Source organism: Streptomyces akebiae (genome assembly GCF_019599145.1).
Classification (GTDB): Bacteria; Actinomycetota; Actinomycetes; order Streptomycetales; family Streptomycetaceae; genus Streptomyces; species Streptomyces akebiae.
In genome coordinates this window covers 75,404-98,189 of sequence record NZ_CP080647.1, presented here as the reverse complement: position 1 = coordinate 98,189, position 22,786 = coordinate 75,404, and the positions used below count along the sequence as shown (strand labels likewise).

The following is a 22,786-nucleotide window of genomic DNA, read 5'->3' as shown; positions in this document are numbered from 1 at the left end:
TGCCGACTACCAGGAGGCCAGCGAGCCGTCCGTGTTGCGCCAGATCGGGTTGCGCCAGCGGTGGCCGCGTTCGGCGGCGGCCCGGACCGCGTCCTCGTCGATGGTGATACCGAGACCGGGTGCGGTCGGCCGGTCGATGTAGCCGTCGCGGAACGTGAAGGGGGTGGTGTCGGCGAGGTAGTCCAGCAGTCCGCTGCTGTCGCCGTAGCCGATGCCCAAAGCCTGTTCCTGGATGAGGAAGTTGGGGATCGCGAAGTCGAGCTGCAGGCTGGCCGCCAGGGCGATCGGGCCGAGCGGGCAGTGCGGGGCCACCAGAACGTCGTATGCCTCTGCCATCGCGGCGATCCTGCGGGACTCGGAGATTCCGCCGGCGTGGCTGATGTCGGGCTGGGCCACGGCGATGCCGTCGGAGAGCACCGAGCGGAAGTCCCAGCGGGAGTACAGCCGCTCGCCGGTGGCGATGGGGATGGAGGTGGAGCGCACCACGGCGCCGAGGTCCTGGGAGAACTCCGGAAGCACGGGCTCTTCGACGAAGAGCGGCAGGAGCGGCTCCAGGTGGGGCAGCACGCGGCGGGACATCGCCCCGCTGAACCGGCCGTGGAAGTCGAGCGCCAGATCGCGCTCCGGCCCGATGGCCTCGCGGACCGCGGCCACCCCGTCCACGATGGCGTTGATCGCGGCGGGGGCGGCGAGCGGCTCCAGCTGGCCGCAGGGGTTCAGTTTGACCGCCGTCATGCCCTTGGCGACCTGCTCGGCGGCCGACTCGGCCAGTTCCTCGGGGGTTTCGCCGCCGACCCAGCCGTAGACGCGGACCCGGTCGCGCACGTGTCCGCCGAGGAGCTGGTGGACCGGGACGCCGTGGGTCTTGCCCGCGATGTCCCACAAAGCCTGGTCGATTCCGGCCAGGGCGCTGTTCAGGACGACTCCGCCGCGGTAGAAGCCGCTCTTGGCGAGCACCTGCCAGTGCTCCTCGATGCGGGCGGGGTCCTGGCCGAGCAGGTAGTCGAACATCTCCTCGACACAGCGGGCGACGGTGTGGGCCTTGCCCTCGACTATGGGCTCACCCCAGCCGGAGATTCCCTCGTCGGTGTCGACGCGCAGGAAGAGCCAGCGCGGTTCGACGAGGAAGAGTTCGTATCCAGTGATCTTCATGGGGTGGACCTCCGGGTCCTGTGCTGTGTACGGCCGGGTGCGGGACGAGGCTCAGTGGTCGGGCAGGTGGGCAGGTGGGTGGTTCTGTCGGTCGTGGCCGACAGCGAACGCGGGGAACGGCCGCTCGCGAGGACGGGAGAGGCGTCGGTACGGGGGAGGCGTCGGTACGGGGGAGGGCTGCTGTCCGGGGGCGGAGGTACGGGAAGGCAGGGGAGGGGCAGCGGCAGGGACAGGGGACTGGGACAGGGCGCATCGGCCGAGGTCGGGCGGGCTATTCCTGGGAGCTGATGCTGCGGCCGCCGTCCACGAGCAGGTTCTGGCCGGTGACGAAGGAGGCGTCCTCGGAGGCGAGGAAGGCCACGGCGGCGGCGATGTCCTCGGGGGTACCGAGCCTGCCGACCGGCGTGCGTGCGATGGTCTGCGCTTTGTACTCCGGGGGTGTATTGGTCCACAGGGCCGTCAGCACGGCCCCGGGCAGGACGGAGTTGAACCGGATCCGCCCCCCGTACTCGACGGCCAACTGCCTTACGAGGGCGTCGATTCCGCCCTTGGCCGCCGCGTAGGCGGGGAAGCCCTTGAAGCCGATGGCCGCGTGCACGGACGAGGTGATCACCACCGCGCCCCCGGCCGTTCCGAGGAGGGGAACCCCGGCCCGGACGCCGTAGAACACCGAGTCGAGGCAGAGCCGCAACTGGTCGTGCCAGGAGGCGTCGTCGAGTTCGTGTGCCGCTCCGGGCAGGTTGCGGCCCACGTTGAGGTGGAGCACGTCTAGGCGCCCGGTCCAGGACTCGGCCTCGGCGACGGCCGCGGCCCACTGACCCGGGGAGGTCACGTCGAGGGGCCGGTCCCGTGCCCGCCCGCCCCCCGCGCGGATGTCCTCGGCCACGCGCTGGGCGGCCTCGGCGTCCACGTCGGTGACGAGGACGGACGCCCCCTCGGCCGCCAGCCGGCGGGCGGTGGCCGCCCCGATGCCGGAGCCGGCCCCGGTGAGCAGGGCCGTACGCCCGATGAAACGTGCCGGTGCGGCGGCGACGGTCATGGCGTTCCTCCTGGTTCTGCCGGTCCGGCCGTGGAGCCGCGCAGCACCAGTCGCGGCTCGGTCGGTACGACGACGTCTCCCACCGGCCTGTTCTCGATGGTGGCCACCAGGGCGTCCACGGCAGCGGTCCCCAGTTCGTACAGGGGCATCGCGACGGTGGTCAGCGGGGGATGGAGGTGCGCGGCCACGGGCAGGTCGTCGTTGCCGACCACGGAGACGTCCTCCGGGATCCGGAGGCCGAGGTTTCTGATCGCGGCCATGGCGCCTATCGCCTGGGCGAGCGAGCTGGTGTAGAGAGCGGTGACCGGCGGGTGCGCACTGCCGACGCCGGGACGCAGCAGTTCCCGCGCGGCCGAGCCGCCGCCGTCCTCGGTGAAGTCCCCGGACGCCACCGGAGCCGCGTCCAGCCCCAGGGCGTCCGCGTGGCGCAGGAACGCCTCCTTGCGGACCTCACTGGGGGTGATCCCGGCGGGACCCGCGATGTGGCCGACCCTGCGGTGACCGAGCCCGTGCAGGTGGTCCAGCGCGGTCACGCTGGAGCGGGCGACGTCCATGGTGACGTTGCGGCCGGACCCCTCCACGGCGCGGTTGAGGAAGACGTGGGGGACCGGGCTGTGGTTCAGGGTGTCCAGCAGGGGGTGGCCGGGGCGGGCCGAGGCGATGAGCAGTCCGTCGACCCTGCCTTCCTGCACCAGGTCGTTGAAGGAGTCGTCGGCCTCCTGCCCGTCGAAGTCCTCCGCCAGCAGGGAGAGATAGCCCAGTTCGCGGGCCCGTTGATAGGCGCCGCGGGCGATGGTGACGTACGTGGGGTTGCCGAGGGCGGGGACCAGCAGGGCCAGTGCGTGGGTGCTGGCGCCGGCCAGGGCCCGGGCCCCGGAGTGGGGGCGGTAACCGAGTGCCTCGGCGGCCTCGTGCACGCGGCGGCGCGTCTCCGGGCGTACGGACAGGTCCTGTCGGCCGTTGAGCACCTTGGAGACGGTGGCCTTGGAGACCCCCGCCGCGTGTGCCACATCCACGAGCCTGGCTCTGACGGGCTGTTCCGGCACGTGCTCCCCCTCTCCGATGGGTGTCGCCCTGCTCCGCCGGCGCGGACCGAGGGTGACTCATTACAACCTCTTGACACCTTCTGGCGACGCAACCTAACGTTCGCGAAAGTTTCAGTCAACCGGTTTCCTCAGACGGAAATAAGCGACAGATCTGAGCAGAGCCCTAGAAACCGGATATATCGACACCGCTAGATGTCGGCCATGTTGACGCGCAGTCATATGAGCCGAGGAGCCGCCCCCGAGCTCACCGCGGACGCGACCACCGTCGCACCCGTGGTTTCCCGGCACCGGTGCGCGCACTCGTCCACGCAGACGGAGGCGCCCGGTCCGGGGCATCTCGCACCACCGCCGAGCGAGCCGGTGATCCACCGGCCGCAGTGCTTCCCCGTTCGCCTCTCGCGGCAGCCCCTCATGCCGCCATGGACCCCGTCGTACGTTCCGCAGCCGCCGTACGCCCCGCACCCGCGTACGTTCCGCACGAAAGGCCCATCAGCATGCCCATGTCGACGACGACCTCTCTCGACAGACGTCGCTTCCTCGCCGTCTCCGCCGGTGCCGCACTCTCCGCCAGTGCGCTGTCCGGCTGTGCCGCCTCCGTCAGCGACGACGGCGACTCCGGCGGCAAGAGCGGCGCCAAGACCACGCTCACCGTCATGTCCCAGGCCAACGAGCTGGATCCCAAGACCATCAAGGCCGCCGAGCAGGCGCTGGGCGTGAAGATCAGCCTGATCACGTACGACGCCACCAAGCTCAACGCCATGCTGGCCGCCCACAACCCGCCGGACCTGGTCCGTGGCAGTGGTGCGCTGGAGACGCCGTACTTCGCCGCACGCGGGCTGATGACCGAGCTCGACTCGTACTTCGAGAAGAGCTCGGTGCTCGATCCGTCCGACCTGGACCCGGTCAACGACCTGTGGCGCTTCGACGGAAAGCAGCAGGGGGCCGGCCCCCGCTACGGCATGGCGAAGGACTACTCCCAGGACGCGATGTTCTGGTACCGCACCGACCTGTTCGACGCCGCCGGCCTGGACCGCCCGAGCGACACCGAACCGCTCACCTACGACGAGTGGTTCGACCTCGGCAAGAAGCTCGCCAAGCACCGGCGCGGCAAGGTCAAGGTGTACGGGCTCAACGCCACCGGGCTCGGCAACTTCGCCATGTTCCTGAACATGACCGCGTCCGGTGGCGGCAGCCTGTTCGCCGAGGACCTCGCCTCGGTCGACTTCTCGTCTCCCGAGGCGCGCAACGCGCTGAAGTGGTACCTGGAGTACGCCCGGGCGGACATCGGCCCGAACGCCGCCAACCCCAACCCGGACGGCTGGGACTGGCCCACCTACCAGGCGGGCCGGATGGCGATGGCCTGCGACGGCTACTGGTTCGGCGGGGCCATCGGCGGTGACGCCAAGAAGGCCGAGGTCTCACGATTCGCTCCCGCCCCGCAGATGGCGGGCGGCACGCGCATCAGCCCGTGCTTCGGCGCCACCGGCTACTGGATACCCAAGGAGGCCAAGCACAAGGACGCCGCCTGGAAGTTCTTCGAGTGGTACTTCGGCGGCCGGCCCGCCAAGGACCGGGCCAGCAGCGGCTGGGGCATCCCCACGCTCAAGTCGCTGCGCCCGCAGATGCCGCAGAACACGACCTTCCAGAAGCAGGCATTCAAGGTGCAGGAGCAGGAGCTCCCGTACTTCTCGGTGCTGACCGTCACCCCGTACGTGCAGACGACAGCCCTGGACGCCGTGATCAACAAGGTTCTGCCGGGCGCCATCAAGTCCTCGACTTCCCCGGGGAAGGTCGCCGACCAGCTGAACGCGCAGATGAACGAGCTCATCGCCAAGGGCAAGGAGCTCGTGGGGTGAGCACCGACCAGCTTGCCGGGCGGCCCACCCGGCGGCCGCGCCCCTCGTCCCCGGCCGCGGGGACGAGGGGGCGGCCCGCCGGCGGGCGGCTCTCCCTCAGACAGCGCAGGGCCGGAGCCTTCTACCTGTTCGCCGGCCCGTGGCTGCTGGGTTTCCTGGCCCTGACGGCCTACCCGCTCGGCTACGCCCTCTGGCTCAGCTTCACCAACTCCGACGGGCTCTCCCCGCACGTCAGCTTCGTCGGTCTGGCCAACTACCGTGAGGTCTTCACCGACCCCGACACCATGGCGTCACTGGGACGTACCGGGCTCTTCACCGCGATCACCGTGCCGCTGTCGATCATCGGGGGACTGCTCCTCGCGGTACTGGTCAACCAGCCGATACGCGCCCGCGGCCTCTTCCGCACCCTGCTGTACCTGCCCGCCGTCGTACCGCCGGTCGGCGCGGCCCTCACCTTCAAACTGATCTTCGACCGGGACTCGGGCGCCGTCAACGGCTTCCTCGACCTCCTCCACATCAACGGAGTGCCCTGGCTGGTGGATCCGTACGCCCGCTGGGTGTTGGTCGCCCTGACGATGTGGGCCGTGGGCAACGTCATGATCATCTCCTTGGCCGGTCTGCAGGACATCCCCAAGGAACTGCACGAGGCGGCACGGGTGGACGGCGCCAGTCCCTGGCAGTCCTTCACCCGGATCACCCTCCCGCTGCTCTCGCCGGTGATCTTCTTCCAGGTCGTCACCGGGATCATCGGGGCGCTGCAGAGCTTCGCGCCCCTGCTGATCGCGATCAACCCCACCCCGGCCGGCGTGACGTCCGTCCCCGAAAGCAACTACTTCTACATGATCGACGTCTTTGCCCAGTACTTCGCCAACGGACGCTACGGCTACGCCTCGGCGATGCTGTGGGTGCTCTTCCTGGTCATCATCCTCATCACCTTCCTCCTCTTCAGGCTCAGCAGGGGCGCGGTCTTCTACTCGGTGGAGCCGGAATCCGCGCAGACCAAGCGCCGCACGATCGGAGGCGCGTGATGGTGCTGTCCCGGCGTACCGCCACCTACATGCTCCTGGTGGCCTGCCTCGTACTGTTCCTCAGTCCCTTCGGCTGGCTCGCCGTCACCGCGCTCAAAGCCCCCGCCGAGCTGCGTGCCCTGCCCATCCACTGGTGGCCGCACCAACCGGACCTGGCCAACTTCCAGGACGCCCTGACCGCGTTCGACTACCTGGGATACGCCCGCAACTCCCTGACGATCTCCGTGACCTACTCGGTCCTGGTGACCTTCGCCTCGGCCTGGGCCGGGTTCGGGTTCGCCCGGCTCGAGGCACCGGGGAAGCGGCTGATCTTCGGGGTGCTCATGTCGACGATGATGCTGCCGGCGGTCATCACCCTCATCCCGACCTATCTGATGTTCGCCAAGCTGCACCTGCTCAACACCTACATGCCATGGGTGCTGTGGGGTCTGTGCGGCGCCCCGTACCTGATCTTCCTGTTCCGGCAGTTCTTCGTGAACATGCCGAAGGAATTGGAGGAGGCGGCGATCGTCGACGGCTGCGGAACCATCCGCATCTTCGCGCGGATCTTCCTCCCGCAGTCCTGGCCGGTCATCGCCACCAGTCTCATCCTGTCCTTCGCCTGGACGTGGGGTGACTACATCGCGCCCGCGCTGCTGCTCGACGACGACCACACCACGCTCGCCGTCAAGCTCGCCACCGGCTACGTCAACGCGCACGGCGAACCGCTCTCCAACCTCGTCGCGGCCGGCGCCGTGATGTACGTCCTGCCGGTGCTGGCGCTGTTCCTGATCATGCAGCGCGGCTTCGTCGCCGGCGTCGCCACCTCCGGACTCAAATGACCCGCCCGCACCGACGCACCTCCGGTCCGCCCTTACCGACGCCTCTCTGATCCGCCTCCACCCGCGTACCTCGCCAGCAAAGGAACTCGCATGACCGACACCCAGGGAGCCCTCACGTCCCCCGCGGCGGTGGGGTCATGACGCAGCGTCCCGCCCTCACCCCGCAGCTCGGCCGGACCCGGGTCATGGCCATCCTCAGGTCGGCGGACGCCTCCGGGCTGCCCGCCGTGGCCCGCGCCCTCGCCTCCGGCGGCGTCACCTGTCTGGAGGTCACCCTCACCACCGCCGGAGCGCTCGACGCGCTGGCCCGCATCCGGGCGGAACTCGGACCCGACGTAGCGGTCGGCGCGGGCACCGTGATCACCGGCGACCAGGCCAGGGACGCCCTGGCGGCGGGAGCGGAGTTCCTCGTCGCGCCCGTCGTGGACACCGAAGTCGTCCGCGGCGCGGCCGACCGGGGTGTCCCGTGCTACCCGGGGGCCTGGACACCGACCGAGGTGTCACAGGCGTGGCGGGCCGGCGCCGCCGCCGTCAAGCTGTTCCCCGCGACCACGGGCGGCCCCGCTCACCTGCGCCAACTGCGAGCGCCCCTGCCTCACATCCCACTCCTCGCCGTCGGCGGCGTCGGCATCGACGAGGCGCGGGACTACCTGGACGCGGGCGCCCGCGCGGTCGGCATCGGCTCCCCGCTGCTGCGCGGGGCAAACCAGGCCCCGACTTCGCAGGCACTGGGCGCCCTCACCACGAGGGCACGCACCCTGCTGGACGCGGTGGGGACCACCGCACGGGCCGGGGAGGCGACCGCGTGAGCGTGTCCGCACCCCCGCCCGGCGAGCCCTACCTCGTCACCCTCGGCGACGTGCTCGCCGTCATGGCGGCCCGGGATCCCGGCCCGTTCGCGCTCGGCACGGCCCTGCGACTGGGGATCGCCGGCGCGGAGGCCAACGTCGCCGTCGGGGTCAGCCGGCTCGGCGGATCCGCGACCTGGATCGGCCGGGTGGGCGACGACGAACTCGGCGAACTCGTCCTGCGGGAACTGCGGGCCGAAGGGGTCACCACCGTCGCCGCGCGCGACGCCGCCCCCACCTCCCTCCTGCTGAAGGAACGCCGCACCTCCACCCGCAGCCGTACGCGCTACTACCGCACCCGCACGGCCGGCGCCCGGCTCACCGCCGACGACATCCCCGAGCACGTCGTCGCGGGGGCGGCGGTCCTCCACGTCACGGGCATCACCCCGGCGCTCGGTGAGGGCCCCGCCCAGGCCGTGACCCGGGCCGTGGACATCGCCGCCGACGCCGGCGTGACCATCTCCCTGGACATCAACTTCCGCTCGCTGCTGTGGAGCGAGGCCGAGGCCCGGCGCGTCCTGCTGCCTCTGCTGCGCAGGAGCGACCTGGTCTTCGCCGGACCGCACGAGGCCGGGCTCGTGGTGCCCGGTGCCGAAGGACCGGAGGAACTCGCCCAGGGCATCTGCGACCTCGGACCCGGCGGAGCCGTGATCAAGATCGGTGCCGACGGGGCGTACGCCCTCCTCGACGGACGGCCCCACCGGCAGCCCGCCGTACCGGTCCAGGTTCACGACTCGGTGGGCGCGGGAGACGCCTTCGCCGCCGGCTACCTCGCCGAACTGCTCGCGGGAGAGCCCCCGCAGCGGCGGCTGCGGACGGCGGCCCTGCTCGGCGCCTTCGCGGTGAGCACCGCCGGCGACTGGGAGGGCCTGCCCCGGCGCTCCGAACTGGGACTCCTCGACCACCACGACGACATCGTCCGCTGACACCTCCTTCCGCCCCGGCACAGCGACTCTCAGGACCACCCATGCCCACAAGCCCCTCCACCGGCGCGATCCCCTTCCTCACCGGCTCCTACACACCGGACTCCGGCGGGGACGGCCCCGGCATCGCCGCGCTGCTCCTCAATCCCACCACCGGCCGCATGACGTACGACGACCAGGTGAAGCCGCTGCCCGTCAGCGGTGCCTCCTTCCTGGCCGCTCACCCGTCGCTCGACGTCGTCTACAGCACGAACGAGACCGGGACGGGCACCGTCAGCGCCGTCGCCCGCGGCGGCGACGACACCCTGTCCCCGCTGGGCGACCCGGTGAGCGGCGGCGGGGCGAACCCGTGCCACCTCACCGTCCACCCGGGCGGCGAGTGGCTGCTGACAGCCAACTACGGCAGCGACACCGCGCCGGGCACCGTCGCGGTGCACCGCCTCGGCGCGGACGGACGCCTGCTGGAGCCGACCGACCTCGTCGTCCATCAGGGCTCGGGCCCGGTCACCGGACGTCAGGAGGGAAGCCACGCCCATCAGGTCCTCCTCGACCCCGCGGGCCGTTTCCTCCTGGTGACCGACCTGGGGGCGGACGCGGTGTTCACATACCGGCTGGACACCCGCACCGGCACCCTGGAGCGGGTCGCGGTGAATACGATGCGCCCGGGATCCGGCCCCCGCCACCTCGCCTTCGCTCCCGGCGATGACCTGGTGTTCAGCGCCGACGAGCTGTCCTCGACCGTCACCTGCCATCGCTACGACGCCACCGACGGCACCCTGACGGCCGTCTCCTCCACTCCTGCCACGACAGCCCACGGCGTCGTCAACCAGCCCGCCGGAATCGTGGCCTCACCCTGCGGACGCTTCGTGTGGGTGAGCAACCGGGGCGCCGACACGGTCGCCGCGTTCCGGCTCACCGGTACCACCCTCGAACCGGTCGACGAGGTCCCCGCCGGCGGCACATGGCCCCGCGGTCTGACCCTGGCGGCCGGCCACCTGCTCGTCGCCAACCAGCACAGCGGCACGCTCGCCGCCCTGCGGATCCTGGACGACGGCACCCTCACCCAGCCCCACCCACCGGTCGCCGCCCCCTCGGTGGTCTGCGCGCTGGCGCTCTGATCTCCCTCTCCTGCAGCCCCCTCCCGCACTCCCTCCCTGTCACACCCGAAAGGCAGTCATGTCCGAGTCCGGCACCACACCCGCCGCCCGCTTCACTCTCGATCCCGCCTTCGCGATCGGCGACGTCCACCCACGTGTGTACGGATCGTTCGTCGAGCACCTGGGCCGCTGCGTCTACACCGGCGTCTACGAGCCCGGTCACCCCGCCGCCGACGCGGACGGCCTGCGCCAGGACGTGCTGGAGCTGGTCCGCGAACTCGGTGTCACCACCGTCCGCTACCCGGGCGGCAACTTCGTCTCCGGCTACCGCTGGGAGGACAGCGTGGGCCCGCGCGAGGAGCGGCCGACCCGACTCGACCTCGCCTGGCGGACCACCGAGACCAACGAGTTCGGCCTCCGCGAGTTCATGGACTTCTGCGCCAAGACCGGCATCGAGCCGATGATGGCCGTCAACCTCGGCACCCGCGGCGTGGAGGACGCCCTGCGTCTGCTGGAGTACGCCAACCACCCGGACGGCACGGAGCTGTCCGACCGCCGTGTCGCCCACGGTGACAAGGAGCCGTACGGCATCAAGATGTGGTGCCTGGGCAACGAGATGGACGGCCCCTGGCAGATCGGCCACAAGACGGCCGAGGAGTACGGCCGGCTCGCCGCCGAGACCGCCCGCGCGATGCGGATGATCGAACCCGATCTGGAGCTGGTCGCCTGCGGCAGTTCCGGCTCCGGCATCGAGACCTTCGCCGCGTGGGAGGCGACGGTCCTGGAGGCCACGTACGACCTGGTCGACCACATCTCGCTGCACGCCTACTACGAGGAGATCGACGGGGACCGCGACTCGTTCCTGGCTTCCGCCGTCGACCTGGAGCACTTCATCGAGGCGGTCGTCGCCACCTGCGACCACGTGGGCGCGCGCCTGAAGTCGAAGAAGCGGATCAACCTCTCCTGCGACGAGTGGAACGTCTGGTACCAGAAGCGACCGAACCCGCACCAGGTCGAGGACTGGCAGGTGGCCCCGCGGCTGCTGGAGGACGTGTACTCCGTCACCGACGCCGTGGTCTTCGGCTCGCTGCTCATCGCCCTGCTGCGGCACGCCGACCGGGTCACCGCGGCGTCCCTCGCGCAGCTCGTCAACGTCATCGCGCCGATCATGACCGAGCCGGGCGGCCCGGCGTGGCGGCAGACCACCTTCTACCCCTTCGCCCAGGCGTCGGCGTACGGGCGCGGCCGGGTGCTGCGCGTCGAGGTGGACAGCCCGACGTACCCGACCGCCCGCTTCGGTGACGTACCGCTGCTGCACGCCACCGCGGTCACGGACGAGGAGACGGGCGCCGTCACCGTCTTCGCCGTCAACCGAGGCCAGACGCGGGCCCTGCCGCTGACGATCGACCTGCGCGGCCTCGGCGCCCACACCCTCGCGGAGCACCTGGTCCTGGCGGACAGCGACCCGGAGGCCACCAACACCGCGGACAGGCCCGACCGCGTCACCCCGCACAGCGCCACCGGCACCACCGTCAGCGACGGCGTCCTCCACGCCGAACTCGAACCGCTGTCCTGGAACATGATCCGCCTGACGAGCCGTCAGGACTGAGGGAAGCACCGATGACAGCCATTGACCGCCCCCTGTTCCGCGACCCCGTGCACGACGGCGCGACCGACCCCACCATCATCTTCAACCGGCACGCCGGCGAGTGGTGGATGTTCTACACGAGCCGCCGCGCCGACGCGCCACCGATGAACGACGTGAGCTGGGTCCACGGGACCGACCTCGGGATCGCGTCCTCCGCGGACGGCGGTGCCAGCTGGCTGTACCGGGGAACCGCCGAGGGGCTCGACATCGAGCCGGGGCGCCACACCTACTGGGCGCCCGAGATCGTCGACGACGGATCCGAGTACCACATGTTCGTCAGCGTGATCCGCGGTGTTCCGACCCAGTGGGCGGGCCATGCGCGCGTGATCCGTCACTACACGAGCCACGACCTCTTCTCGTGGACCTACCGTTCCACCTTGCCGCTCTCGTCCGACAGGGTGATCGACGCCTGCGTCCTGCGGCTCCCCACAGGCGGCTACCGCATGTGGTACAAGGACGAGGCCGATCACGCGCACACCTACGCGGCGGACAGCGACGATCTGGCACGGTGGACCGTCCGGGGGCCCGCCGTCGAGTGTTCGAAGCACGAGGGCCCGAACGTCTTCGAGCTCGGCGGCAGTTACTGGATGCTCGTCGACGAATGGCATGGACAGCGGGTTCTTCACTCCCGGGACCTGGAGACATGGGAACCGCGAGGACTCGTCCTCGACCGATCAGGCCAGGGCCCGGACGACGGGGGATACGGCTACCACGCCGACGTCGTCACCAGCGAACTCGGCGCCTACGTCTTCTATTTCACGCACCCGGGGCGGTCCGACGACGGTGCCGTACACGGCAGCGACGACAACGACCGCCGGAGCTCGATCCAGGTCGCCCGCCTGCGGGTGAGCGGAGACACTCTCGTCTGCGACCGCGACGAAGCCCTTGAGGCACCCATCCTTCCTCTCGAAGGGCCGGTCCGGTGACCGGGGTCCGGCAAGCGACGAAAGGAGCCCGTCGCGCGGGAAGGATCCCGTTCGTCGGCGTGCTCCTGCTCGTCCCCGCGCTCCTGCTCGTCACCGCCTGCCAGGCCGAAGAACGACCGGCCGGCTCCGGGGTGACCCTGCTCGACGGGAACCGGATCGCCGTCTCCGGGCCGACCCTCATATCGGCCCTCCCCGTCGACGACCGGGGAGACGTCGGAGCAGCGCACGCGCGGAGCCAGATCCCGTCGCTCAAGAGCGTGGCGCTGCAGTACCCCGACGTCCGCGTCCTCATCACCGACTCCGACGGTCGCACGACCGACGGCGCGCTGAAGAACTTCGCGGCGAACTGGTCCATCCCGCCCGCACTCGTGGTCGCCGCGGACTCGGCCTCCGCCGGCACCCGGCTGTCCATGGACGGACAGCTCCACACACTCCTGATCGGCGCCGACGGACACGTGGCCGCCGATTGGGCGAACCAGCCCGCTCCGACGCAGGCGATCGTCGCCGCGCTCCGCAAGAGCACGGCGAGCCCAACCACCCAACCCGACAATGTTGTACGGGGAGAGGCACCATGAGACATGTCACCGACATAAGACGCTTCATCGCAGGCCTGGTCGTCACCATGCTGCTCGCCTGCGCCGCGGTCGTGCTCACGCCGGCCGTCCAGGCCCACGCGGCGGGCACCTCCTACTACGTGGACTGCTCGGCGGCGGCCAACGGGACCGGCACCTCCGGCTCGCCGTGGAACTCGCTGGCCGGCCCGAACGCGAAGACCTTCGCGCCGGGGGACCAGTTGCTGCTGAAGAGAGGGACGACCTGCACCGGCACCCTGCACCCGCTGGGCTCGGGCAGCGCGGCAGGCGGATCGATCTCCATAGACGCCTACGGCACGGGCGCCCTGCCGATCATCGCCGGAGGCGGCGGCACGGACGCGATCTACCTGCACAACCAGGAGTACTGGGAGATCTCCAACCTGGAGGTGACCAACACCGGTGCCGTGAAGGGCGCGAACGCGCGGCGCGGTGTCTACGTGGTGCTGGAGAACTACGGGACCGGCAACCACTACAAGATCAGCAACCTCGACATCCACGACGTGAACGGAAACAACTCCAAGGAGGTCGACGGAAGCGCCGGCATCCTCTTCGCCGTTCTCGGCACCACGACGCCCAGCTCCTTCAACGACGTCGTCATCGACGGCAACACCGTCGCGAACATCGCCCGCAGCGGCATCAACATGTCCAGCACATGGCTGTGCCGGCCGTCCATCGGATGCAACAACCCCGCCTGGACCCCCTGGACGGGTGTCGTCGTCAGGAACAACACCGTCCATGACACCGACGGCGACGGCATCGTCGTGCAGATGTCGAAGGACGCCCTCATCGAGCACAACGTCGTCTACAACGCGGCCAAGGCCCCCAACGCGGCGAACGCCGGCATCTGGGCCTGGGACTCCGACGGCACCGTCATCCAGTACAACGAGGCGTACGGCACCAAGAAGAACGCCGGAAACCCCGACGGCCAGGGCTTCGACGTCGACTACGGGCAGGACGGCACGATCGTCCAGTACAACTACAGCCACGACAACGAGGGAGGGTTCATCCTCTTCTGCGGCTGCGGCGGAGGGTCACGCCTCAGCAGCAACGCGGTGGTCCGCTACAACGTCAGCGAGGACGACCGTCTCCGCGTCGTCAACATGCTCGGCTCCCAGGACTCCACGTTCTACAACAACACCATCTACGTCCCCTCCGGCTCCACCGCGAACATCTTCGAGGTCTCCGGCGCCTGGAACGACCTGACGCTCGCCAACAACCTCATCTACAACCTGGGCAGCGGCGGCTACGTCTACACCAGCGGTCAGCCGGCCTCGAACTTCTCCTGGCGGAACAACCTCTTCTACGGCAACCACCCGGCGAGTGAGCCGACCGGCAACGGGAACATCACCGCGGATCCCCTGCTGGTCTCGCCCGGCAGCGGAGGCACGGGCATCGACTCCGTCGACGGCTACCAGCTGACCGCGTCGTCCCCGGCCATCGGCGCGGGGGTCGTCATGCCCGACAACGGCGGCAAGGACTACTGGGGATCACCCGTTCCCGCGGTCTGCGCACCCGACATCGGCGCCGACCAGTTCAGCACGCCGTCCGACGCGACCTGCCTCGCGGACGAGAACCTCGGCTTCGAGAAGGGATCGCTCACGGCGTGGAGCGCGTGGAACTCCGCCTCGGTGGTGAACTCGGGCGCCCACGGCGGAACTTACGCGGTCCGGGTCGGCCCGTCGCCCGCCTCCGTGGAGAACTACGTCCCCGTCGCGCCCCGGACGACGTACCGCGTCTCCGGCTGGGTGAAGTCCGCTGTTGCGGGTGAGGTCATGAACATCGGCGTCAAGAACACCGGTGGCCTGGAAACGGTGGCGAGCGCCAGCGGCACCGCGTGGACGTTCGTCTCCGCCGACTTCACCACCGGCGCGGCGAACGGCACCGTGCGCCTTTACTGCTACAAGAGCTCGGGCAGCGGAAACGGCTACTGCGACGACCTCGCCGTCACCCCCGTGAAGAACCACGTGATCAACGGCAACTTCGAGTCCGGCCACACCGTGCCCTGGCGCAACGGTGACTTCTCGCTCACGGGCACGTCGTCCAACGGCAACGCCGCCGGACTGACGAACTCGTCGCTGAGCGGTGGCGCCCTGTGGCAACTCGTCTACACGCTCAAGCCGAACACCACCTACCGGCTGAGCGGCGCGATCGCGAGTCAGACCGCCGGCACCACGACAGCACTGGAGGCCAAGCTCTACAACGGCTCCGCCGTCACGAGTGCCTCGACCACGTCGAGCACCTACTCGAAGCAGTCGACGACCTTCACGACAGGGGCAGGTGTGACCACCGCTCGCATCTACTGCCACCTCGTCTCCGGAACCGGCGACGGCTACTGCGACGAGGTCACTCTGACCGAGCAGTGATCGACGGCGGCCCCGGCCGGGTGACACCGGCCGGGGCCGCCGGTGAGCGTGGGCGTGCCTCGGCGCTGTAGTGAGATCAGGCGGGGTAAGGGCCCCGGCATTGCTTTGTGCGCGGCATCGTAGCTGGAAACCGCAGGTCAGCGCCCTGTGTCTGGCAACCCGGGCCCGCGGCGTGAACCCTTCACGCGCGGCAGACGTATCGGTTAACTGCAGGGAGTTTGGGTACTTCGCCCTGGTATCAACCGGTGAACTCCGGGCACAGAGGAAGTCGGCTGACGTGGGTGCCCGCCGACATGCAGACACGGAGGCTCACATGAGCACGGTCAAGGAAGCGGTGGAGGTCGAGGTCCCGGTCAGCACCGCCTACAACCAATGGACCCAGTTCGAGCAGTTCCCGCAGTTCATGGAAGGAGTCGAGGAAGTCAGGCAGCTTGACGAGCGTCACAACCACTGGACGACCAAGATCGGTGGGAAGAAGCGCGAATTCGACACCGAGATCGTCGACCAGCTCCCCGACGAGCGCATCACGTGGCGCACCACTACCGGTGACACGAGGCAGAAGGGCACGGTGCGCTTCCAGAGCCTGGACGACACGCACACTCGGGTGGAACTTGTCATGGACATCGAGCCCTCCGGCGCTGCGGAGAAGGCCGGCGACATGCTCGGAATGATCGATCGGCGTGTGAAGGGCGACATGCAGCGGTTCAAGGAGTACATCGAGAGCCGCGGCGGTGAGTCCGGAGCCTGGCGTGGACGGATCACGCCCGAAGGGTAACGCCCTGTCCGGCTCCCGCGCGGCCGGCTCCCTACGCGTCGGGCCACGCCACAGGCCAGGTGTCCCGTTGCCGGGGGGCGGGTCGGAGGCGTAGACCTGCGACCACGGTCCCATGGCGATGCCCACCTGGCCGCCCCCCCGTCCCACTGGACCGGGCGGGCGGCCACTGCGTACGACCTGCTCAAGCCCGACCCGACGGGTGGCAGCCGACCTCGCGTCCGGGCTGCCACCCGTTCTCGTGCCCTGGCTGGGTGGGGTCGCGTGGGTGCCATGGCTTCGGCGGCCTTGACGGCCTTGGCCATGGCGGCGAGATCGCCGGCGCCGGCGTCGCGGCGGACATGGGTGAACTCTCGTCGTCCCTGTCGCCCTTCCGGTCCTCGCACGGGCCTTGGATATGAAGCTTTATGCGGACGAAACCCGACTGAGGGTCACGGCGGGAGCCATGATCCTCCCCCTGGGGGTGGTGGGACTGCACGCTCGCGGGCGACTGCATTCCGCCCGACGCGAAAGTGTTCAAATAGGGTGAAAACTGGAATATGGCGGCAAGTGGTCAAAGGCTCACCTGTGCAGGTTGCAGCGCCTCGGACAGTCGGCGTCCGCGTGCAGATGAAGGAGAGGACCAATGACACGTGCAGTGGGAATCGACCTCGGCACCACCAACTCGGTCGTCAGCGTGCTGGAGGGCGGGGAGCCCACGGTCATCACCAACACGGAAGGCGCTCGGACGACCCCGTCGGTGGTGGCCTTCGCCAAGAGCGGCGAGGTGCTGGTCGGTGAGGTGGCCAAGCGCCAGGCCGTCACCAACATCGAGCGCACCGTACGGTCCGTGAAGCGCCACGTGGGCGACGCGCAGTGGCGGTTCCCGGACTCGGGGAGCGTCGACGGCAAGCGGTACACGGCACAGGAGATCTCCGCCCGTGTGCTGCAGAAGCTCAAGCGGGACGCGGGAGCGTACCTGGGTGAGGACGTCACGGACGCGGTCGTCACGGTTCCGGCGTACTTCAACGACTCCCAGCGCACCGCCACCAAGGAAGCCGGGGAGATCGCCGGGCTGAGGGTGCTGCGGATCGTCAACGAGCCCACGGCCGCCGCCCTGGCGTACGGGCTGGACAAGGAGAACGACCAGACCATTCTCGTCTTCGACCTCGGTGGCGGCACATTCGATGTGTCACTGCTGGAGATCGGCGAAGGCGTGGTGGAGGTCAAGGCCACGAACGGTGACACGCACCTGGGTGGCGACGACTGGGACCAGCGGATCGTCGACCACCTGGCCCAGCAGTTCAAGAACAACTACGGCGTGGACCTGACCAAGGACAAGATGGCCGTCCAGCGGCTGCGGGAAGCCGCCGAGCGGGCGAAGATCGAGCTGTCGTCGTCCTCGGAGACCACGGTCAACCTGCCGTACATCACCGCCTCCGCCCAGGGCCCGCTGCACCTGGACGAGAAGCTCACCCGCGCCCAGTTCCAGCAGCTCACCAGTGATCTGCTGGACCGGTGCAAGAGCCCGTTCCACAATGCGATCAAGGACGCCGGGATCAAGGTCTCCGACATCGACCACGTCATCCTGGTCGGCGGCTCGACGAGGATGCCGGCGGTGACCGATCTGGTGCGGGAACTGACCGGCAAGGACCCGCACAAGGGTGTCAACCCCGACGAGGTCGTGGCGGTCGGCGCCGCCCTGCAGGCCGGCGTCCTCAAGGGCGAGGTCAAGGATGTCCTGCTCCTGGACGTCACCCCGCTGTCCCTGGGCATCGAGACCAAGGGCGGCATCATGACCAAGCTCATCGAGCGGAACACCACGATTCCGACCAAGCGCTCGGAGGTCTTCACCACCGCCGAGGACAACCAGCCCAGTGTGCAGATCCAGGTCTTCCAGGGCGAGCGCGAGATGGCGGCCTACAACAAGAGGCTCGGCATGTTCGAGCTGACCGGCCTGCCGCCGGCTCCGCGCGGTGTCCCGCAGATCGAGGTCACCTTCGACATCGACGCCAACGGCATCATGCACGTCACGGCGAAGGACCTCGGCACCGGCAGGGAGCAGAAGATGACTGTCACCGGTGGCTCCTCGCTGCCCAAGCAGGACATCGACCGCATGATGCGCGAGGCCGAGCAGCACGCCGAGGAGGACCGTAGGCGACGCGAGGCGACCGAGGTCCGTAACCAGGCCGAGCAGGTCGTCTACCAGACGGAGAAGGTGCTGACCGACAACGCCGACAGGATCCCTGGGGACGTGAAGGGAGAGGTCGAGACCGCGCTGTCCGAGCTCAGGGAAACCCTCAAGGAGCAGCCGGCCGACAGTGACAACACGGCGGCCCTGCGCCAGGCGACGGAGAAGGTGATGGCGGCGGCTCAGAAGGTCGGCACCGCCATGTATGCCCAGGCGCAGCAGGGTCAGGGCCGGCAGGCCGCCGCCGGCGGCGCGGCCAGTGGCGAGGCAGGCGGCGTCGGGCAGGACGAGGACGTCGTCGACGCCGAGATCGTCGACGACGACAAGGGGCGGGAGGGCGCCGGATGACCCGCCCGAGCGATACACACCGCCCCGGCGAGCACTCGCTGTCGATCATCCGCGACAGCCGGGGGCGGGATCCGGGCACCAGCCTGGAACCCCGCCGCCACGGCGACGTCGAGCCTGTCGGCCTGGCCCGGTCGGCCGATACCGCCGCGGGCGGGACCGACGCCCTGCACACGCAACTGAGGGAACGCACAGCGGACCTGCAGCGCCTGAAATCCGAGTTCGACAACTACCGCAAGCGGGTCGGTCGAGACCGCCGCACGGTCGGCGAGATTGCCGTGGCCAACATACTCACCGGCCTTCTTCCCGTCCTCGACGCCATCGACCGGGCCCGCGACCAAGGAGAGGTCACCGGCGGCTTCCAGCGCGTCACTGAGGTACTGGAAGGCGAACTCGCCGCCCTGGGGCTGCAGTGCTTCGGCACAGCGGGCGACCCCTTCGACCCCGCATGGTACGAGGCCGTCACCTGCACCCACTCCGACCAGGTCGAACAGCCCACGTGCACGAGGATCCTGCGCCCCGGCTACCGTGTCGGCGGCCAACTCCTGCGCCCGGCCCAGGCGGAAGTCGCCGAACCACCGGCAACGCGGTAGGGCGCCTCATCTTCGTGTGTCGACCAGGACGACGCCGGGTCGTCGGTGGGGCGTTCGATGAAACGGATCTCGGAGTCCGACCCGGTGAGGATGACGACCAGGCGGGCCAGGTCGAGCACGGTGATCTCGCCCGGGTGCCGGTTCACGGGGCCGCGCATGCCGTGGGCCGCTGCCGCGAGCACACCGCGCACGGTGTCGTCGACGTAGCACAGCGAGCGCGTCTGCCGCCCGTCCTGGTGACCGGGGGCTCGCCGGCGGGTGCCTGCCGGACGAACGTCGGTGGCGCACGATGCCGGTGTCGGTGCTCTTGGTGCCGGCCGCGTGGGCGAGTTCCCGGGCATGACGCGCCGAGGCTGCCGGTGTCCAGGTCGTCGACGCAGGTGACGTCCACACCCGAATCCAGCAGTGCCGTACACAGGTGGGAACCGACGAAACCAGCGCCACCGGTGACGACGGCGTGAGGCTTCAGGGGCTCACGAGATGAGCGGCCGGGCGCGGGGACTCGCGGGAGCTGCCGCCACGACGCTGTGGTGGCACTGCAGCTATACCGACGAAGGCGAGGAAGCGTTCGGCCGTGCGTTCGCCTCTATGGGTTCTGCCTGATTTCAGTCGCTTGGGACCACACCGCTCGCCAGTGGCCGTCGATGTTCTCGTAACTGTCGGTGTGCCAGTACGTAGCGCGAGGCACCGCATGGCCTGCGAACAGCACCTCGAGCGTGGCCTGGTAGCGGATGACGGCGGCGTTGCCGTAGACGCGGACGTCGATGGAGCCGGGCTCCCAGACGACATAGTCGATGTGTCCGGTCGCGATGGCCGTGAGGTATTCGCCCTTGGACAGCACCGCACCGACCGGGGTGACGAGTTGGAAGTCCGGCGCGTGCAGATCGGCCCCGGCGGCGACATCACCCGCAACCAGCGCGCGGAGCCGGGCTCGCTCGACCTCGCGAATCCGTTCCGCGATCGGGTCGGTGGCCGTTGCGTCGGCTGTCTGTGCCATGAGGTGTCACTTCCTGGGGTGCTCTGGGGGCGGTCTGCTAGACAACTTAACACTATCTGTCTAACTGGACTCGATCTGTCTAACTTGTTAACGTGCCGCCGTGGCAGACAACCGGAACGAGCACATCCTTGACACCGCACTGACCGTTTTCAGTCGGTACGGGTACGCCAAGACCACCATGCAGGACATCGCCCGCGCTGCCGGGATGTCCCGGGCAGCGCTCTACCTTCACTTCTCCACCAAGGAAGACCTCTTCCGGGCAGGGGCCCGAAGGGCGCACTCCAGAGCACTCGGTGAGGTGGACGCGGCCCTTGCGGAGCAGGGCGACGTTCTGTCGCGGATCGACGCCGCGACGGACGTCTACTTCGGGGGACTGATGGCCCAGATCTCATCGGGCGTCCATGGCGGGGAACTGCTCGACGCCGGTCTCACCATCACGGGGGACATCGTCAGCGAAGCCCATACCGCCCTGGCGGCCAGGCTGGCCTCCGCGCTGGACGCGGCTGCGGCAGCGGGAGAAGTCCAGTTCTCGAACGCCGACACAACCGCCGAGGACATCGCGCGTCTCCTCCTCGCGGTCACGGACGGACTGAAGGAGACAAGCAGGGACCCAGCGCTCAGGCGCGAGCACAAAGACCTCTTCCTGCGCTTGGTGCGTGCGGCGATCGCGCCGTCCGGAACATCAGTTCATGACCGATGACCGATGACCGATGACCGATGACCGATGGCCGGGTCTCTCCGGCCGACCGATGACCGCCGGGGCGCCTTGAGCCCCGAGGCGCCCCGCGCACCTCCCGCCGCGCATCGTACGACCGTGTCGCCCAGATGGAACGAAGGATGTCCACGATCGGTTACGGCCCTCAACTACCGCTTCCCCTCGTACCGTTGGTCGACCGACCGACCGACCGACCGACCGGCCGGCCAGCTCCGCGAGGGCGTCCGGCGGATGTCCTCGGTGCCACCAGCAGATGCGAGAAAGGCTGGTTTGCCCTCCCGCCCTGTTGCCCGCGGCCTGTCCCCGCTATTGGCTGTGTCCGGCCTGTACACCCAGGGGCCGAGGGGCTTGTGGAGGGGGAGCGATGCGTTGTGTGAGACGGGCCGCGGTGTGGGCGGTCCTCGTCGGCAGTTGTGTGGCCGTGCTGCCTGCGACCGGGGCGGCGGCGTCCGGTGACGGGCACCGGCCCCGGACGGAGCGGGTCAGTGTCACGGCTGAGGGGTCTCAGGCGAACGATTTCTCCGAGGCGGGTGGGATCAGCGCAAACGGGAGATACGTTGCTTTCGATTCTTCGGCGACCAATCTTGTGGCCGGTGACAGCAACGGATTTTCCGACATCTTCGTAAAGGATCTGCGGACCGGCACGATCGAGCGGGTCAACGTGGCCGGCGACGGCACCCAGGCCGACAACGAAACCACCACGTACTCGCTGAGCGCGAACGGGCGTTACGTCGCCTTCAGTTCCTACGCCGACAACCTGGCGCCCGGCGACACCCCTGACGCCCAGGACGTCTTCGTCCACGATCGCCTGACGGGGCGGACCGAGCTCCTGCTGGAGTCCGGGACCGCCTGGGCGCAGACGTATGAGCCGTCCATCAGCGCCAACGGCCGTTATGTGGCCTTCACTTCCAGCAGGAGCGATCTGGTCGAGGGAGACACCAACGGCCGTGGGGACGTCTTCGTCCGCGATCGGTGGAAGAAGACCGTCGAGCGGATCAGTGTGGCCGACGACGGGTCGCAGACGGCCGGTTTCTCGGAAGGGGCGGCGATCAGCGCGGACGGTACCCGGATCGGCTTCCGGACCCAGTTCCTGCTCGACGGAGGTGACGAGGAGGGGACTCAGCCGGAGGGCTCCGAGGCCAGAAGACCGCAGGCGTTTCTCTTCTACGTGCGCGACACCCGAACCGGGCGGACCGTCCAGGCGGCACACACCCGTGACGGCGTGTCCGTGGCTGTCCGAGGCGACATCGGGCTGAGTCCTGACGGGCGCTACGCCCTCTACGCCAGTGAGTGGGAGGGGATCGTGCCGGGTGACACCAACGACAAGCGGGATGTCTTCGCCAAGGACCTGAGCACCGGAGCCACCCGGCGCCTCACACTCGCCCACGACGGGTCGGAGCCGAACGACCACTCGGCGGGCCAAGTCGACCAACGCGGCCCTGCTCTCAGTGCCGACAACCGGCGAGTGGTCTTCACCTCGTCCGCCGACAATCTGGTGCCGGGCGACACGAACGGCGATGCCGACGCGTTCCTGCGTGATCTGGTCACGGGCGAGGTGCAGCGGCTGAACGTCACGCGGGACGGAGGGCAGAGCGACATGGCTCAGCGCTCGTCGCCCGTGGTCGACGCTTTCGGGCGGACGGTGGCTTTCGGCTCGGCGGAGAGTGACCTCGTGTCGGGGGACACCAACGAGACCAGCGACGTCTTCGTCCGCTGCCTCGAGTGACGCGCACGCAGTTCCCCCGGCATCGGGCGGTCGTCTGCCAGGCCGAGCCCGTACACCATTTCCCCGGACGTAAGCCCACGCGACCGCGTGAAGAGGGACCTTGAGTGAGTGTCAGGTCCATCATGCCT

19 protein-coding genes and 1 pseudogene are annotated in these 22,786 nt (G+C 69.3%); 15 read left to right on the top strand and 5 right to left on the bottom strand.

Features of this window, described 5'->3' with window-relative positions:
* Positions 1-6 precede the first annotated feature (6 nt).
* The 3 genes from dgoD to K1J60_RS00480 form a co-directional block, all read right to left on the bottom strand.
* Positions 7-1,152 (bottom strand): galactonate dehydratase, encoded by a 1,146-nt coding sequence (gene dgoD / locus K1J60_RS00490; protein WP_220644363.1) that lies wholly within the window; start codon positions 1,150-1,152, stop codon positions 7-9.
* Positions 1,153-1,423: 271 nt separating this feature from the next.
* The gene (locus tag K1J60_RS00485) at positions 1,424-2,191 is read right to left on the bottom strand and encodes an SDR family NAD(P)-dependent oxidoreductase (protein ID WP_220644362.1); all 768 of its coding nucleotides are present in this window, start codon (positions 2,189-2,191) and stop codon (positions 1,424-1,426) included.
* Positions 2,188-3,237 (bottom strand): LacI family DNA-binding transcriptional regulator, encoded by a 1,050-nt coding sequence (locus tag K1J60_RS00480; protein WP_220644361.1) that lies wholly within the window; start codon positions 3,235-3,237, stop codon positions 2,188-2,190. Before K1J60_RS00480 ends, K1J60_RS00485 begins: the two co-directional genes overlap by 4 nt.
* Before the next feature lie 419 nt (positions 3,238-3,656).
* On the opposite strand from K1J60_RS00480, the gene K1J60_RS00475 reads away from it, so the two are divergent.
* The 13 genes from K1J60_RS00475 (at position 3,657) to grpE (ending at position 19,220) form a co-directional block, all read left to right on the top strand.
* A complete protein-coding gene (locus K1J60_RS00475) occupies positions 3,657-5,093 on the top strand; it encodes an extracellular solute-binding protein (protein WP_317619687.1) in 1,437 nt (478 codons plus the stop codon).
* Positions 5,090-6,121 (top strand): carbohydrate ABC transporter permease, encoded by a 1,032-nt coding sequence (locus K1J60_RS00470; RefSeq protein WP_220644360.1) that lies wholly within the window; start codon positions 5,090-5,092, stop codon positions 6,119-6,121. The genes K1J60_RS00475 and K1J60_RS00470 overlap by 4 nt, the downstream gene beginning before the upstream one ends.
* On the top strand, positions 6,121-6,942 hold the full coding sequence (locus K1J60_RS00465; protein WP_220644359.1) for a carbohydrate ABC transporter permease: 822 nt from the start codon (positions 6,121-6,123) through the stop codon (positions 6,940-6,942). The genes K1J60_RS00470 and K1J60_RS00465 overlap by 1 nt, the downstream gene beginning before the upstream one ends.
* Positions 6,943-7,079: 137 nt before the next feature.
* The gene (locus K1J60_RS00460; RefSeq protein ID WP_220644358.1) at positions 7,080-7,751 is read left to right on the top strand and encodes a bifunctional 4-hydroxy-2-oxoglutarate aldolase/2-dehydro-3-deoxy-phosphogluconate aldolase; all 672 of its coding nucleotides are present in this window, start codon (positions 7,080-7,082) and stop codon (positions 7,749-7,751) included.
* Entirely contained in the window at positions 7,748-8,716 is a 969-nt protein-coding gene (locus K1J60_RS00455; RefSeq protein WP_259407486.1) for a sugar kinase, read from the top strand. Before K1J60_RS00460 ends, K1J60_RS00455 begins: the two co-directional genes overlap by 4 nt.
* Positions 8,717-8,757: 41 nt before the next feature.
* On the top strand, positions 8,758-9,831 hold the full coding sequence (locus tag K1J60_RS00450; protein WP_220644357.1) for a lactonase family protein: 1,074 nt from the start codon (positions 8,758-8,760) through the stop codon (positions 9,829-9,831).
* 58 nt (positions 9,832-9,889) lie between these two features.
* Positions 9,890-11,419 (top strand): arabinosylfuranosidase ArfA, encoded by a 1,530-nt coding sequence (gene arfA / locus K1J60_RS00445; RefSeq protein WP_220644356.1) that lies wholly within the window; start codon positions 9,890-9,892, stop codon positions 11,417-11,419.
* Positions 11,420-11,430: 11 nt separating this feature from the next.
* A complete protein-coding gene (locus tag K1J60_RS00440) occupies positions 11,431-12,384 on the top strand; it encodes a glycoside hydrolase family protein (protein ID WP_220644355.1) in 954 nt (317 codons plus the stop codon).
* A gap of 59 nt (positions 12,385-12,443) precedes the next feature.
* Positions 12,444-12,959 (top strand): hypothetical protein, encoded by a 516-nt coding sequence (locus K1J60_RS00435; RefSeq protein WP_220644354.1) that lies wholly within the window; start codon positions 12,444-12,446, stop codon positions 12,957-12,959.
* A complete protein-coding gene (locus K1J60_RS00430; RefSeq protein ID WP_220644353.1) occupies positions 12,956-15,340 on the top strand; it encodes a carbohydrate binding domain-containing protein in 2,385 nt (794 codons plus the stop codon). The genes K1J60_RS00435 and K1J60_RS00430 overlap by 4 nt, the downstream gene beginning before the upstream one ends.
* Positions 15,341-15,653: 313 nt before the next feature.
* Positions 15,654-16,115, top strand: a complete 462-nt coding sequence (locus K1J60_RS00425) for an SRPBCC family protein (RefSeq protein ID WP_220644352.1) — start codon at positions 15,654-15,656, stop codon at positions 16,113-16,115.
* Between the two features lie 622 nt (positions 16,116-16,737).
* A complete protein-coding gene (dnaK, locus tag K1J60_RS00420; protein ID WP_220644351.1) occupies positions 16,738-18,630 on the top strand; it encodes a molecular chaperone DnaK in 1,893 nt (630 codons plus the stop codon).
* The gene (gene grpE, locus K1J60_RS00415; protein ID WP_220644350.1) at positions 18,627-19,220 is read left to right on the top strand and encodes a nucleotide exchange factor GrpE; all 594 of its coding nucleotides are present in this window, start codon (positions 18,627-18,629) and stop codon (positions 19,218-19,220) included. The genes dnaK and grpE overlap by 4 nt, the downstream gene beginning before the upstream one ends.
* Here the strand turns inward: grpE and K1J60_RS00410 are convergent.
* Together K1J60_RS00410 and K1J60_RS00405 are read right to left on the bottom strand one after the other, a co-directional pair.
* Positions 19,151-19,518, bottom strand: a pseudogene (locus tag K1J60_RS00410) (NAD-dependent epimerase/dehydratase family protein); the annotation flags it as partial. The gene grpE and the pseudogene K1J60_RS00410 sit on opposite strands and share 70 nt — an antisense overlap.
* 288 nt (positions 19,519-19,806) lie before the next feature.
* Positions 19,807-20,217, bottom strand: coding sequence for a nuclear transport factor 2 family protein (locus tag K1J60_RS00405; RefSeq protein WP_220644349.1), 411 nt, complete (start codon positions 20,215-20,217; stop codon positions 19,807-19,809).
* Positions 20,218-20,317: 100 nt separating this feature from the next.
* Between K1J60_RS00405 and K1J60_RS00400 the strand changes: the two genes are divergently transcribed.
* Both K1J60_RS00400 and K1J60_RS00395 read left to right on the top strand, forming a co-directional pair.
* Entirely contained in the window at positions 20,318-20,917 is a 600-nt protein-coding gene (locus K1J60_RS00400) for a TetR/AcrR family transcriptional regulator (protein WP_220644348.1), read from the top strand.
* A gap of 601 nt (positions 20,918-21,518) precedes the next feature.
* Positions 21,519-22,658 (top strand): TolB family protein, encoded by a 1,140-nt coding sequence (locus tag K1J60_RS00395; protein WP_220644347.1) that lies wholly within the window; start codon positions 21,519-21,521, stop codon positions 22,656-22,658.
* Positions 22,659-22,786: the final 128 nt, after the last annotated feature.